The organism is Microvirga rosea, from assembly GCF_020595095.1.
In the GTDB taxonomy this organism is placed as follows: Bacteria; Pseudomonadota; Alphaproteobacteria; order Rhizobiales; family Beijerinckiaceae; genus Microvirga; species Microvirga rosea.
In genome coordinates this window covers 112,111-126,750 of record NZ_JAJDOP010000009.1, presented here as the reverse complement: position 1 = coordinate 126,750, position 14,640 = coordinate 112,111, and the positions used below count along the sequence as shown (strand labels likewise).

Genomic DNA, 14,640 nt, shown 5'->3' with positions numbered 1-14,640 from the left:
TTAATCCATGACCTGAGCGACGACGCCGGCACCGACGGTGCGGCCGCCTTCGCGGATGGCAAAGCGCAGCTTTTCTTCCATGGCGATCGGAGCAATCAGCGTCACTTCCATCGCAATGTTGTCCCCAGGCATCACCATCTCGGTGCCCTCAGGCAGCGTCACCACACCCGTCACGTCCGTCGTGCGGAAGTAGAACTGCGGACGATAGTTGGTGAAGAACGGCGTATGACGGCCACCCTCTTCCTTCGTCAGGATGTAGGCCTCGGCCTTGAACTTCGTGTGCGGCTTGATCGAGCCGGGCTTGCACAGCACCTGGCCGCGCTCCACGTCCTCGCGCTTCGTGCCGCGCAGAAGAACGCCCACGTTGTCGCCCGCCTGGCCCTGGTCCAGAAGCTTGCGGAACATCTCGACGCCCGTCACCGTCGTCTTCACCGTCGCCTTCAGGCCGACGATTTCCACTTCCTCGCCCACCTTGATGATGCCGCGCTCAACGCGACCCGTCACCACCGTGCCACGACCCGAGATCGAGAACACGTCTTCGATCGGCATCAGGAACGGCTGGTCCACCGGACGCTCCGGCTGCGGGATGTAGCGGTCAACCTCGGCCATCAGCTTCAAAACCGCATCGCGGCCGATCTCAGGCGAACGGTCTTCCAGCGCGCAAAGAGCCGAGCCCTTCACGATCGGGATGTCGTCCCCCGGGAAGTCGTACTTCGACAAAAGCTCGCGCACTTCAAGCTCGACCAGATCCAGAAGCTCCGGATCGTCCACCATGTCGACCTTGTTCATGAACACCACAAGCGCCGGAACGCCGACCTGGCGCGCCAGAAGGATGTGCTCGCGGGTCTGCGGCATCGGGCCGTCCGCCGACGACACCACCAGGATCGCGCCGTCCATCTGCGCCGCACCCGTGATCATGTTCTTCACGTAGTCGGCGTGGCCGGGGCAGTCCACGTGGGCATAGTGACGGTTGGTCGTCTCGTATTCCACGTGCGCGGTCGAGATCGTGATGCCGCGCGCCTTTTCTTCCGGCGCCTTGTCGATTTGGTCGTACGCCGTGAACGTCGCCCCGCCCGACTCCGCCAGAACCTTCGTGATCGCCGCCGTCAGGGACGTCTTGCCATGGTCAACGTGGCCAATCGTCCCAATGTTGCAGTGCGGCTTGTTCCGCTCAAACTTTTCCTTCGCCATCGTGGCACCCGTTCCTTAAATCAATGAGTTCTTTGTTCAGTGGGTTCAGGCGTATTTCGCCTGAACCTCGGCAGCCACGTTCGACGGCACCTGTTCATAGTGGTCGAACTGCATCGTATAGCTCGCCCGGCCCTGACTCATGCCGCGCAGGGTGTTGACGTAACCGAACATGTTGGCGAGCGGGACCATCGCATTGATGACCACGGCATTGCCGCGCATGTCCTGACCCTGGATCTGGCCACGACGGGAGTTGAGGTCACCGATCACCGAACCCGTGTAATCTTCCGGCGTCGTCACCTCGACCTTCATCACCGGCTCGAGCAGAACCGATCCACCCTTCTGGAGGGCTTCACGAAGCGCTGCACGAGAGGCGATTTCGAAGGCCAGTGCCGACGAGTCGACCTCGTGGAAGGCGCCGTCGATGAGCTCGACCTTGAGGTCGACCACCGGGAAGCCGGCGATGACGCCAGCGCCCACGACCGACTGAAGGCCCTTTTCAACGCCCGGGATGTATTCCTTCGGAACCGCACCGCCGACGATCTTCGATTCGAAGGAGAAACCAGCACCCTGCTCGTTCGGCTGAACAACCAGCTTCACGCGAGCGAACTGGCCGGTACCGCCGGTCTGCTTCTTGTGGGTGTAGTCGATCTCGGCCTTCTTCGTGATCGTCTCTCGGTAGGCGACCTGAGGAGCGCCCACGTTGGCATCGACCTTGTAGGTACGACGGAGAATGTCGACCTTAATGTCGAGATGCAGCTCGCCCATGCCCTTCAGGATGGTCTGGCCGGACTCCTGGTCCGTCGAGACACGGAAGGACGGATCCTCGGCAGCGAGCTTCGCGAGAGCGAGACCCAACTTCTCCTGATCGCCCTTCGACTTCGGCTCGATGGCGATCTCGATGACCGGCTCGGGGAACTCCATCTTCTCCAGGATCACAGCCTTGCTGGGATCGCAGAGCGTGTCGCCCGTCCGCGTGTCCTTGAGACCTGCGAGAGCGACGATGTCGCCCGCATAGGCCTCCTTGATGTCTTCGCGATTGTTCGCATGCATCAGAAGCATACGGCCAACACGCTCCTTCTTGTCGCGCGTCGAGTTCAGTAGCGTTTCACCAGCGGAAACCTTGCCCGAATACACGCGGCAGAAGGTGATCGTGCCTACGAAGGGGTCGTCCATGATCTTGAACGCGAGCATGGAGAACGCTTCTTCGTCGGTCGGACGACGGATCGTCTCTTCCTCGGTCTTGAAATCGATTCCCTTGATCGCTTCACGATCGGCCGGAGACGGCAGGAAATCGACGACCGCGTCGAGGAGGGGCTGAACGCCCTTGTTCTTGAACGCGGAACCGCAGAGCACCGGATGGAAGGCGCGGCGCTGCACGGCGGTGCGAACCAGACGGCGGAGGGTCGCCTCGTCGGGCTCCTGGCCTTCGAGATAGGCGACCATTGCGTCGTCGTCCATCTCGACCGCAGCCTCGATGAGCTTCCCGCGATATTCCTGCGCCTGATCCTGAAGATCGGCCGGGATCTCGACTTCGTCGAACTTCGCACCCAGCGACTCGCCGGACCAGATGAGAGCCTTCATCTTGATCAGGTCGATGACGCCCTGGAAGTTGCTTTCGGCACCGATCGGCAGCTGAAGGCAAACCGGCTTGCCGGCAACGCGCTTCACGATGTCGTCGACGCAGTTGAAGAAGTTCGCGCCGGTCTTGTCCATCTTGTTGACGAACACGACGCGAGGAACGTCATACTTGTCGGCCTGGCGCCAAACGGTCTCGGTCTGAGGCTCGACGCCCTGGTTGCCGTCGAGAACGCAAACGGCACCGTCGAGCACGCGCAGCGAACGTTCCACCTCGATGGTGAAGTCCACGTGGCCGGGAGTGTCGATGATGTTCAGGCGCTTGCCATTCCAGAAGCAGGTGGTGGCAGCGGACGTGATCGTGATGCCACGCTCCTGCTCCTGCTCCATCCAATCCATGGTGGCAGCGCCTTCATGGACTTCACCGATCTTGTGCGACTTGCCGGTGTAATAAAGAATACGCTCGGTCGTCGTCGTCTTGCCGGCATCGATGTGGGCCATGATGCCGAAGTTACGGTAGTCCTCAATTGCGTGCGTGCGGGGCATCGCTCAGCTCCTCAAGGTCCGGCCGTTACCAGCGATAGTGCGAGAACGCACGGTTGGCTTCCGCCATCCGGTGGGTATCTTCGCGCTTCTTCACGGCGTTACCGCGGTTGTTCGACGCATCGAGCAACTCGGCGGACAAACGGTCGACCATGGTCTTATCGTTACGGCCGCGAGCGGCCTGGATGATCCAGCGGATCGCCAGCGCCTGACGGCGCTCGGTGCGAACTTCAACCGGAACCTGGTACGTGGCGCCGCCGACGCGGCGGGAACGGACCTCGATCGCCGGGGCGACGTTATCGAGCGCCTGCTTGAAGACCTCGAGCGGGTTGCCCTTGGTGCGGCTCTCGATGATGTCGAAGGCACCGTAAACGATGCTTTCGGCAGCGGACTTCTTGCCGTCGTACATGATCGAATTCATGAACTTCGTGACGACCACGTCCCCGAACTTCGGATCCGGGATGATCTCACGCTTTTCGGCGCTATGGCGGCGGGACATGAGCTGACTCCGACCTCAATGACAGTTGGACGGCTTACTTCGGCCGCTTCGCGCCGTACTTCGAACGACGCTGCTTACGATTCTTCACGCCCTGGGTGTCGAGGACACCGCGGAGGATGTGATAGCGAACACCCGGAAGGTCCTTCACGCGGCCGCCGCGGATCATGACCACGGAGTGCTCTTGAAGGTTGTGGCCTTCGCCCGGGATATAACCGATGACTTCATAGCCATTGGTCAGACGAACCTTGGCGACCTTACGAAGAGCCGAGTTGGGCTTCTTCGGGGTCGTGGTGTAGACGCGCGTGCACACGCCCCGCTTCTGCGGGCAGGCCTCAAGCGCGGGAACCTTATTCCGGCTCTTTTGCGCCGTCCGCGGCTTGCGGATCAGCTGACTGATCGTTGGCATTCTCTGCCCTCTTTCACCAACCACCATCCGGTGGCTTTGCGTGTCTTCAACGGTGGAACACTGCAATGCAGCGCCCTGCAAGCCTAAGCTTGCGCAAAACGAAGCCGCGCCACAGGCGTTTTAAAGCCCTTGGCGCGGTGCCAATGCAGAGGACCACGGCGGAACCGCGGTCATGCCCCAAATCTGACTTGTGTCAGTCAAGGTTGAGTTCGGCAGCGTTTAGATCGATTGGGTCGGAGCTTGTTGCCCCGACAGTCAAGATCTACGGCCTGCCGGAAAGTCTGGTCTCTCTAGCGTCCGAGTCGGGAAAAGTCAACTCTTTTCCAGATTGTTCGGGAACGGATCCATATAATCGCAGGAGTAGCAGGCCCCTGAGGCAAAATACTACCAGAAGGTGCAACCTGCGCGAACTTCGCCCTGAGCTCCGCTCTCTTTATGATTCTAGCCTTTAGAAAGCAAAAGGGCCACCCTTGAGGCGGCCCTTTTTATCTTGATTGCGACTGCTTGTTATTCGGCAGCCGGAGGCAGCTCGCTCACTTGAGCCGCAGATTCGGCCCGCTTCTGCTGGAGAATCAGGTCGTCGCGGTGCTGTGCGACAGCCTTGATCTGAGCATTGAGAGCACCGGTACCAGCCGGGATCAGGCTACCGACGATCACGTTCTCCTTGAGGCCCTCGAGGGTATCGACCTTTCCGTTGACCGCCGCCTCGGTGAGGACGCGAGTGGTCTCCTGGAAGGACGCCGCCGAGATGAAGGAGCGGGTTTGGAGCGACGCCTTGGTGATACCGAGGAGAACAGGCACGCCGGCGGCGGGCTTCTTCTTCTCGTCGACGAGACGCTCGTTGATCTCCTCCAGCTCCAGCCGATCGATCTGCTCGCCGGCAAGGAGATCGGAATCTCCGCCGTCGGTGATTTCGACCTTCTGCAGCATCTGGCGGACGATCACCTCGATGTGCTTGTCGTTGATGAGCACGCCCTGGAGGCGGTAGACCTCCTGGATCTCGTTCACCAAGTAGGCAGCCAGCTCCTCGACGCCCTTGATCGCAAGGATGTCGTGCGGTGCCGGGTTGCCATCGACGATGAAGTCGCCGAGCTCCACGACGTCGCCGTCCTGCAGGTGGATGTGCTTGCCCTTCGGGATCAGGTACTCCACCGGCTCGGAGCCGTCATGCGGGGTCAAGGTCAAGCGACGCTTGTTCTTGTAGTCACGACCGAATTGAATCGTGCCGGACTTCTCCGCGATGATGGCTGCGTCCTTCGGACGGCGTGCCTCGAACAGCTCCGCCACGCGCGGCAGACCGCCCGTGATGTCGCGGGTCTTGGCGCTTTCGGTCGAAACGCGGGCGAGGACGTCGCCAGCCTTGACCTTGGAGCCGGGATCGGCCGCGAGGATCGCCTCCACCGGGAGCAGGTAGCGGGCGTCACCGCCACGCGGCAGCTTGGCCACTTTGCCGCCCTTCCCCTCGATGATCACCGCCGGACGCAGGTCGGCCGTACGCGGCGAACCGCGCCAGTCGATCACCACGCGCTTGGCGATACCCGTCGACTCGTCCATCGTCTCGATCATCGAGCCGCCGTCCACGAGATCCTCGTACCCGACAACCCCCTCGATTTCGGTGAGGATCGGACGGGTATAGGGGTCCCACTCGGCGATACGCTGACCGCGCTTGATCGTGTCGCCCTCGTCGACCTTCAGACGGGAACCGTACTGGAGGCGGTGAGCCGCCCGTTCGGTCCCGTCCGGTCCGGTAATGACCACGGACACGTTACGTCCCATGACCACCAGGTCGCCATCGGAGTTCCGCGCAATATTCTTGTTGCGGAAGCCGATCGTGCCTTCGAAGCTCGACTCGATGAAGGACGAGTCCGCGATCTGGGCCGCGCCACCGATGTGGAAGGTACGCATGGTAAGCTGCGTGCCAGGCTCGCCGATGGACTGCGCCGCGATCACGCCGACTGCCTCGCCGTGATTGACCGGGGTGCCCCGGGCCAGGTCGCGGCCATAGCAGGTGGCGCAGACGCCATTCTTCGATTCGCAGACGAGAACCGAACGGATCTTCACCTCCTGGATACCGGCGGCGCCGATCGCCTCAAGGTGCGCTTCCTCGATCATCGTGCCTTTCGGGACGATGATCGAGCCGTCGGAGGCCACGAGGTCCTCGGCCGTCGAGCGACCCAGGATGCGGGATGCCAGCGACGCGACCACCTGGCCGGCGTCGATGATGGCCCGCATGCGGATGCCGCGCTCAGTGCCGCAATCCGTCTCGCGGATGACCGCGTCCTGCGCCACATCCACGAGACGACGGGTCAGATAGCCCGAGTTCGCGGTCTTGAGCGCCGTGTCGGCCAGGCCCTTACGGGCGCCGTGGGTCGAGTTGAAGTACTCGAGCACGTCGAGTCCTTCCTTGAAGTTCGAGATGATCGGCGTCTCGATGATCTCGCCCGACGGCTTGGCCATGAGGCCGCGCATGGCTGCGAGCTGCTTCATCTGGGCCGGCGAACCACGGGCACCCGAGTGCGACATCATGTAGATGGAGTTGACCGGCTTGTCGCGACCGGCATCGTCCTTCTGCACCGCCGAGATGCGGGCCATCATCTCGCCCGCAAGGCGATCCGAGCACTTCGCCCAGGCGTCGACGACCTTGTTGTACTTCTCACCCTGGGTGATGAGGCCGTCCTGGTACTGCTGCTCGTAATCCTTGGCGAGAGCACGGGTCTCCTCGACGATCGCCCACTTGTTCTCCGGGATCACCATGTCGTCCTTGCCGAACGAAATGCCCGCCTTGAACGCGTTGTAGAACCCGAGCGCCATGATGCGATCGCAGAAGATGACCGATTCCTTCTGACCGCAATGCCGGTAAACGGCATCGATCATGTTGGAAATCTCCTTCTTCGTCATGAGCTTGTTCACGACGTCGAAGGGCAGCAACGGATGCTTCGGCAGCACGCGCGAGAGCATGACGCGACCAGCGGTCGTGTCGTAGATCTTGCTGACCGGCTTGCCGTCCTCGCCGATCCCTTCCCAGCGGTAACGGATCTTGGAGTGGAGCGTGATCACCTTCTCGTGCAGGGCATGCTCGATCTCGCCCATGTCCGCGAATGCCTTGCCCTGACCGGGCTCGCCATCGGACACGATCGAGAGATAGTACAGGCCCAGAACGATGTCCTGCGACGGCACGATGATCGGCTGACCGTTGGCCGGGTGCAGGATGTTGTTGGTCGACATCATCAGCACGCGGGCTTCCAGCTGGGCTTCCAGCGAAAGCGGCACGTGAACGGCCATCTGGTCACCGTCGAAGTCCGCATTGAACGCGGCGCAGACGAGCGGGTGAAGCTGGATCGCCTTTCCTTCGATGAGGGTCGGCTCGAAGGCCTGGATACCGAGACGGTGAAGGGTCGGAGCGCGGTTCAGGAGAACCGGATGCTCGCGAATGACCTCATCCAGGATGTCCCAGACTTCCGGCTTTTCCTTCTCGACGAGCTTCTTCGCCTGCTTGACCGTGGCGGACAGGCCGCGCGCGTCGAGCTTGGCGTAGATGAACGGCTTGAAGAGTTCGAGCGCCATCTTCTTCGGCAGGCCGCACTGATGGAGCTTCAGCTCCGGACCCACCACGATGACCGAGCGGCCCGAGTAGTCGACGCGCTTGCCGAGCAGGTTCTGGCGGAACCGGCCCTGCTTGCCCTTGAGCATGTCGGCGAGCGACTTCAGCGGACGCTTGTTGGCGCCCGTGATGACGCGGCCGCGGCGGCCGTTGTCGAACAGAGCGTCGACGGCCTCCTGGAGCATGCGCTTCTCGTTGCGGACGATGATGTCCGGCGCGCGAAGCTCCATGAGACGCTTCAGACGGTTGTTGCGGTTGATGACGCGCCGATACAGGTCGTTCAGATCCGAGGTCGCGAAACGGCCACCGTCCAGAGGCACGAGCGGACGCAGATCCGGCGGGATCACCGGAACGACCGTCATGATCATCCACTCGGGCTTGTTGCCGGACTGGAGGAACGCCTCGATGATCTTGAGGCGCTTCATGAGCTTCTTGGGCTTCAGCTCCGACGTGGTGACCGCGATCTCCTCGCGGATATCCTGGGCGGTCTTGTCGAGATCGAGCTCCTGAAGGATGCGACGGATCGCTTCCGCGCCGATCATGGCCGTGAAGGAATCCTCACCGTACTCGTCCTGAGCACGGATGTATTCCTCCTCGGTCAGGAGCTGACGGTCCTTGAGCGGCGTGAGGCCGGCATCAACGACGATATAGGATTCGAAATAGAGGATCCGCTCCAGGTCCTTCAACGTCATGTCGAGCAGCAAGCCGATGCGGCTCGGCAGGGACTTGAGGAACCAGATGTGCGCAACGGGCGCGGCCAGCTCGATGTGACCCATGCGGTCGCGCCGAACACGCGCCAGCGTCACCTCGACACCGCACTTCTCGCAGATCACGCCCTTGTACTTCATGCGCTTGTACTTGCCGCACAAGCACTCGTAGTCCTTGATCGGGCCGAAGATACGCGCGCAGAACAAGCCGTCGCGCTCGGGCTTGAACGTGCGGTAGTTGATGGTCTCAGGCTTTTTGATTTCGCCGTAAGACCAGGACAGAATCTTCTCAGGGCTCGCGATCGAGATCTTGATCTGATCGAAGCTCTGCGGCTGCGCCGTTTGGTTGAAAAGATTCATGACCTCTTGATTCATCGCCGTCTCCTAAAACCTCGAAGGCGTCATGGCCGGAAAATCGGCCATCTTGGTCTGAAAGGGACAAACCCCTTCAAATTGAGATCCCCGGACCGGACGCCCGGGGATGACGACGTAAAAATTACTCAGCCGCTTCGGACGGAGGCAGTTGCTCCGGCTCGTTGGCGGCCTTCTTGGAGTTCGTGAGTTCCACGTTCAGGCCGAGTGACCGCATTTCCTTCACGAGAACGTTGAAGCTCTCCGGAATGCCGGACTCGAAGGTGTCGTCGCCACGGACGATGGCTTCGTAGACCTTGGTACGGCCCGCCACGTCGTCCGACTTGACCGTGAGCATCTCCTGAAGCGTGTAGGCCGCGCCGTAAGCTTCGAGCGCCCACACCTCCATCTCGCCGAACCGCTGACCGCCGAACTGCGCCTTTCCGCCCAGCGGCTGCTGGGTGACGAGGCTGTAGGGGCCGATCGAACGGGCGTGGATCTTGTCGTCCACGAGATGGTGCAGCTTCAGCATGTAGATGTAGCCCACGGTGACCCTGCGGTCGAAAGGCTCGCCGGTCTTGCCGTCGTAAAGCACGACCTGACCCGAAGGATTCAGGCCGGCCTTCTCCAGCATCGCCTCGATATCCGCTTCCTTCGCGCCATCGAAGACGGGCGTTGCGAACGGAACACCGCGCCGCAGGTTATGGCCGAGCTCCATGAGCTCATCGTCGGAAGCCTGATCGATTTCCGGCATGTTGCCGTAGATCGACACCAGCTGGTCGCGCAGCGGCTTGGACTGGCCAGACTTCAAATAGGCGTCGACCGCCTGAGAAACCTGCTTGCCGAGACCGGCAGCCGCCCATCCGAGATGGGTTTCGAGGATCTGACCGACGTTCATGCGGCTCGGCACGCCGAGCGGGTTCAGCACGATATCGGCATGGGTGCCGTCTTCAAGGAACGGCATGTCCTCGATCGGAACGATGCGGGACACGACACCCTTGTTGCCGTGGCGGCCGGCCATCTTGTCGCCGGGCTGGATCTTGCGCTTCACCGCGACGAAGACCTTGACCATCTTCATGACGCCGGGCGGAAGCTCGTCACCACGCTGCAGCTTCTCGACCTTGTCGAGGAAGCGCTGTTCAAGGCGCTTCTTCGACTCGTCGTACTGCTTCTGCATGGCCTCGATCTCGGTCATCAGAGCATCGTCTTCGACCGCAAACTGCCACCATTGCGAGCGAGGATACTCATTGAGCAGCTCGCGCGTGATCGGCGCATCCTTCTTGTAGCCCTTCGGCCCAGCCACGCCCTTCCGGCCGTTCAGGATCTCGGCAAGGCGGGCATAGGTGTTACGGTCGAGGATCGCCTGCTCGTCGTCGCGGTCCTTGGCGAGGCGCTCGATTTCCTCACGCTCGATGGCCTGGGCACGCTCGTCCTTGTCGACACCGTGACGGTTGAAGACGCGAACTTCGACGATGGTGCCAGTCACGCCCGGGGGGACGCGCAGGCTGGTGTCGCGCACGTCCGAGGCCTTCTCGCCGAAGATGGCGCGCAGAAGCTTTTCTTCCGGCGTCATCGGGCTTTCGCCCTTCGGCGTGATTTTGCCGACCAGAATATCGCCTGCATGAACCTCGGCGCCGATATACACGATACCGGCTTCGTCCAGGTTCTTCAGCGCTTCTTCCGAAACGTTCGGGATGTCGCGCGTGATTTCCTCCGGACCCAGCTTCGTATCGCGGGCCATCACCTCGAACTCCTCGATATGGATCGACGTGAACACGTCGTCCTTCACGATCCGCTCGGAGAGCAGGATGGAGTCCTCGAAGTTGTAGCCGTTCCACGGCATGAACGCGACGAGCACGTTCCGGCCGAGCGCCAGCTCGCCGAGTTCCGTCGACGGGCCGTCCGCGATGATGTCGCCCTTGCGGACCACATCGCCGGCGCGGATCAGCGGCTTCTGCGTGATGCAGGTCGACTGGTTCGAGCGCTGGAACTTCTGCAGACGGTAGATGTCGACGCCCGGACGGGTCGGATCGGTTTCTTCCGTCGCACGGATCACGATACGGGTCGCGTCCACCTGGTCGACCACGCCGGCCCGGCGGGCCGCGATGGCCGCGCCGGAATCGCGGGCGACCACCGCCTCCATGCCGGTGCCCACGAAGGGCGCATCGGCCTGAACGAGCGGCACGGCCTGGCGCTGCATGTTCGAGCCCATGAGCGCGCGGTTCGCGTCGTCGTTCTCGAGGAACGGAATGAGCGCGGCTGCGACCGACACGAGCTGCTTGGGCGAGACCTCCATGAGATCGACCCGGTCGGGGGCGACGACGATGTTGTCGCCGGCCCGGCGGCAGATCACCAGCTCTTCGGTGAGCCGGTTCTCGTCGTCGATCGTGGAGTTCGCCTGGGCGACGTTGTACTTCGCCTCTTCCATGGCCGAGAGGTAGATGACCTCGTCGGTCACCGTGCCGTCGCGAACCCGGCGGAACGGGGTCTCGATGAAGCCGTACTTGTTCACGCGGGCGAAAGTCGCCAGCGAGTTGATCAGACCGATATTCGGGCCTTCCGGCGTTTCGATCGGGCAGATACGGCCGTAGTGGGTCGGGTGCACGTCGCGGACTTCGAAGCCTGCGCGCTCACGGGTCAGACCGCCCGGGCCAAGAGCCGAGAGACGACGCTTGTGGGTGACCTCCGAAAGCGGATTGGTCTGGTCCATGAACTGCGAGAGCTGCGAAGAGCCAAAGAACTCACGAACGGCGGCGGCGGCCGGCTTGGCGTTGATCAGATCTTGCGGCATGACCGTGTCGATATCGACCGAGGACATGCGCTCCTTGATCGCGCGCTCCATGCGGAGCAGACCGAGGCGGTACTGATTTTCCATGAGCTCGCCGACCGAACGCACCCGGCGGTTGCCGAGATGGTCGATGTCGTCGATCTCGCCCTTGCCGTCACGCAGATCCACGAGCGCCTTCGTCACCGCGAGGATGTCCTCACGGCGCAGGGTGCGCACGGTGTCTTCCGCGTCGAGGTCAAGACGCATGTTCATCTTCACGCGGCCCACGGCCGAAAGGTCGTAGCGCTCGGCGTCGAAGAACAGCGAGTTGAACATCGCCTCGGCGGTTTCGAGGATCGGCGGCTCGCCCGGGCGCATGACCCGGTAGATGTCGAACAGCGCGTCCTCACGGGCGGAGTTCTTGTCCACCGCCAGGGTGTTGCGGATGTACGGGCCGACCGTGATGTGATCGATGTCGAGAACCGGGATTTCGCTGAAGCCCGCCTCGTCGAGGCCCTTCAGCAGCTTTTCGGTGATCTCCTCGCCGGCTTCGGCGTAGATCTCGCCTGTGCTCGGGTTGACCAGATCCTCGGCGATATACTGGCCGTAGAGATCCTCGTCCGTCGCCCGCAGGTCCTTGAGGCCCTTCTCGGCAAGCTGGCGGGCCGCACGGGCGGTCAGCTTTTTGCCTGCCTCGAGAACGACTTCGCCGGTCTTGGCGTCGATCAGGTCCACGCTGGCCTTGAAGCCCTTCATGCGCTCCGCGTCGAACGGAACGGTCCAGCCTTCCTTGGCGCGCTTGTAGATCACGCGGTTGTAGAAGGTATTGAGGATCTCCTCGTTGTCGAGGCCGAGGGCGTAAAGCAGCGACGTGACCGGGATCTTACGCTTCCGGTCGATACGGGCATACACGATGTCCTTGGCGTCGAACTCAATGTCGAGCCAGGAACCGCGATAAGGAATGATGCGGGCAGCAAAGAGCAGCTTGCCCGACGAGTGGGTCTTGCCCTTGTCATGGTCGAAGAAGACGCCCGGAGAACGGTGCATCTGGGAGACGATGACGCGCTCGGTGCCGTTCACGATGAACGTGCCGTTGTCCGTCATGAGCGGCATGTCGCCCATGTAGACGTCCTGCTCCTTGATGTCCTTCACGGAGCGGGCGCCGGTGTCCGGATCCACATCGAACACGATCAGGCGCAGAGTCACCTTGAGAGGCGCGGCAAAGGTCATGCCGCGCTGGCGGCACTCGTCGACGTCGTATTTCGGAGGCTCGAACGTGTACTTCACGAACTCCAGCAGGGCGGTGTTCGAGAAGTCCGAGATCGGGAAAACCGACTTGAAGACTGCCTGCAGTCCCTCTTCCGGCCGGCCACCCTTTGGTTCATCGACCATCAGGAACTGGTCGTACGATGCCTTCTGAACCTCGATCAGGTTCGGCATCTCCGCCACTTCTCTGATTTTTCCGAAGAACTTGCGAATGCGCTTCCGGCCGATCAGTGTGTTGGCCATCTGGACCTCGTTCCTCATCTACAGCTGATCGAGCCTCCGCCACCCGGAGGCTCGATCAGCCGCCCGACGGCCGGTGCCGTCAGAAAGACCACAAAACCGGGGTTTTACCCCCGAAAGATCATCCAGAAACCCGGCCGCTCATCGGCCAGACCTCTTGGACGACACAACGGCCCCAAGCAAATCTGCTTGGGACCGCTTGTTTTTTGAACCCTGACGCAGTCAGGGAACCCCGCGACCCGAAGGCCGCAAGATTACTTAAGCTCGACCTTGGCGCCGACCTTCTCGAGGGTCGCCTTGATCTTCTCGGCTTCGTCCTTGGCAACGCCTTCCTTAACGGGCTTCGGCGCACCTTCGACGAGGTCCTTGGCTTCCTTCAGACCGAGGCCGGTGATGCCACGGACTTCCTTAATCACTTCGATCTTCTTGTCGCCGGCGGAGGCGAGAATGACCGTGAACTCGGTCTGCTCTTCAGCCGGAGCAGCAGCGCCACCGGCGCCAGGAGCAGCAGCGACGGCAACGGCCGCAGCAGCGGAAACGCCCCACTTCTCTTCGAGCATCTTCGAGAGCTCGGCGGCCTCGAGAACGGTCAGCGACGACAGATCGTCAACGAGCTTGGCAAGATCAGCCATTTTTAGATCCTTAAGTTCAGTTCGAACAGTTTGATGGTTGAGGTTACGGCCTCACGCCGCTTCGCCTGTCTTGGCATAGGCCCCGAATACGCGGGCGAGCTTCGCCGCCGGCGCAGTGCTGAGCTGAGCGATCTTGGTAGCCGGAGCCTGGATAAGGCCGACCAGCTTGCCGCGCAGTTCATCGAGGGACGGCAGAGTGGCAAGTGCCTTTACTCCGTCCACGTTCAGGGCGGTCGTGCCCATTGCTCCGCCGAGGATGACGAGCTTGTCGTTACCCTTGGCGAAATCAACAGCGACCTTAGGAGCCGCGACCGGATCGCTCGAGTAAGCAATCAGGGTCGGACCTTTCATAAGGCCCGAGATGGACGCGACGTCCTTGCCTTCGAGAGCGATTTTGGCGAGGCTGTTTTTTGCGACCTTCACGGTGGCGCCGGCCTGCTTCATCTGCGCGCGCAGCTTCTGCATGTCAGCGACCGTAAGACCAGCATAGTGGGCAACGACGACAACGCTCGTGTTGGAAAACACGTCGTTGAGAGTCGAGACGAGCTCGCGCTTTGCTGCTCTTTCCACTGGGCTCTCTCCGGTTGGCGGAAATATCCGCCGGTTGCATTTGCCGCTCAAGGCCCGGACTTGCATCCGAGGCATCCTGAACGACGCTCTCGCAAGCCCTGTCCCCCAAATGACGCCTGGCGGCGCACCGGGTGAGATGGTTCGAACCGATCCTCTTCACCTGCGTTGATGCAGGCATAAAAACTCGGCTTCCCCGTCTATGCAGGATCTTTCGAATTAAACCGGCGAGCCGGCACCTGCAGTCTCGGACAGGACATAGCCGGAACGCGCCAAAGGAGGTCCTTTGGCCCGC

At 61.8% G+C, this 14,640-nt stretch carries 8 protein-coding genes; all 8 read right to left on the bottom strand.

What is annotated here, in order from left to right; genetic code table 11:
• Complete coding sequence (gene tuf, locus LJD17_RS19460; protein WP_227385855.1) at positions 1 to 1,191, bottom strand: elongation factor Tu; 1,191 nt, start codon at positions 1,189 to 1,191, stop codon at positions 1 to 3.
• 45 nt (positions 1,192 to 1,236) lie between these two features.
• Complete coding sequence (gene fusA / locus LJD17_RS19455; protein WP_227385863.1) at positions 1,237 to 3,312, bottom strand: elongation factor G; 2,076 nt, start codon at positions 3,310 to 3,312, stop codon at positions 1,237 to 1,239.
• 25 nt (positions 3,313 to 3,337) lie between these two features.
• Positions 3,338 to 3,808, bottom strand: a complete 471-nt coding sequence (gene rpsG, locus LJD17_RS19450; protein WP_227385862.1) for a 30S ribosomal protein S7 — start codon at positions 3,806 to 3,808, stop codon at positions 3,338 to 3,340.
• A gap of 34 nt (positions 3,809 to 3,842) precedes the next feature.
• The gene (gene rpsL, locus LJD17_RS19445; protein WP_109596495.1) at positions 3,843 to 4,214 is read right to left on the bottom strand and encodes a 30S ribosomal protein S12; all 372 of its coding nucleotides are present in this window, start codon (positions 4,212 to 4,214) and stop codon (positions 3,843 to 3,845) included.
• A gap of 507 nt (positions 4,215 to 4,721) precedes the next feature.
• Positions 4,722 to 8,897, bottom strand: coding sequence for a DNA-directed RNA polymerase subunit beta' (rpoC, locus tag LJD17_RS19440; RefSeq protein WP_227385861.1), 4,176 nt, complete (start codon positions 8,895 to 8,897; stop codon positions 4,722 to 4,724).
• A 121-nt stretch (positions 8,898 to 9,018) separates the two neighbouring features.
• A complete protein-coding gene (rpoB, locus tag LJD17_RS19435; RefSeq protein ID WP_227385860.1) occupies positions 9,019 to 13,149 on the bottom strand; it encodes a DNA-directed RNA polymerase subunit beta in 4,131 nt (1,376 codons plus the stop codon).
• Between the two features lie 251 nt (positions 13,150 to 13,400).
• Positions 13,401 to 13,778 (bottom strand): 50S ribosomal protein L7/L12, encoded by a 378-nt coding sequence (gene rplL / locus LJD17_RS19430; protein ID WP_227385859.1) that lies wholly within the window; start codon positions 13,776 to 13,778, stop codon positions 13,401 to 13,403.
• A gap of 51 nt (positions 13,779 to 13,829) precedes the next feature.
• Positions 13,830 to 14,348: a 50S ribosomal protein L10 gene (gene rplJ / locus LJD17_RS19425; RefSeq protein ID WP_227385858.1), complete on the bottom strand. Its 519-nt coding sequence runs from the start codon at positions 14,346 to 14,348 to the stop codon at positions 13,830 to 13,832.
• Positions 14,349 to 14,640 lie beyond the last annotated feature (292 nt).

Excerpts from the sequence above, each read along its gene's own strand:
- rpoB (WP_227385860.1), bottom strand. The coding sequence starts at position 13,149 with ATGGCCAACACACTGATCGGCCGGAAGCGCATTCGCAAGTTCTTCGGA.
- rpsL (WP_109596495.1), bottom strand. The coding sequence starts at position 4,214 with ATGCCAACGATCAGTCAGCTGATCCGCAAGCCGCGGACGGCGCAAAAG.
- tuf (WP_227385855.1), bottom strand. The coding sequence starts at position 1,191 with ATGGCGAAGGAAAAGTTTGAGCGGAACAAGCCGCACTGCAACATTGGG.
- rpoC (WP_227385861.1), bottom strand. The coding sequence starts at position 8,897 with ATGAATCAAGAGGTCATGAATCTTTTCAACCAAACGGCGCAGCCGCAG.
- fusA (WP_227385863.1), bottom strand. The coding sequence starts at position 3,312 with ATGCCCCGCACGCACGCAATTGAGGACTACCGTAACTTCGGCATCATG.
- rpsG (WP_227385862.1), bottom strand. The coding sequence starts at position 3,808 with ATGTCCCGCCGCCATAGCGCCGAAAAGCGTGAGATCATCCCGGATCCG.
- rplL (WP_227385859.1), bottom strand. The coding sequence starts at position 13,778 with ATGGCTGATCTTGCCAAGCTCGTTGACGATCTGTCGTCGCTGACCGTT.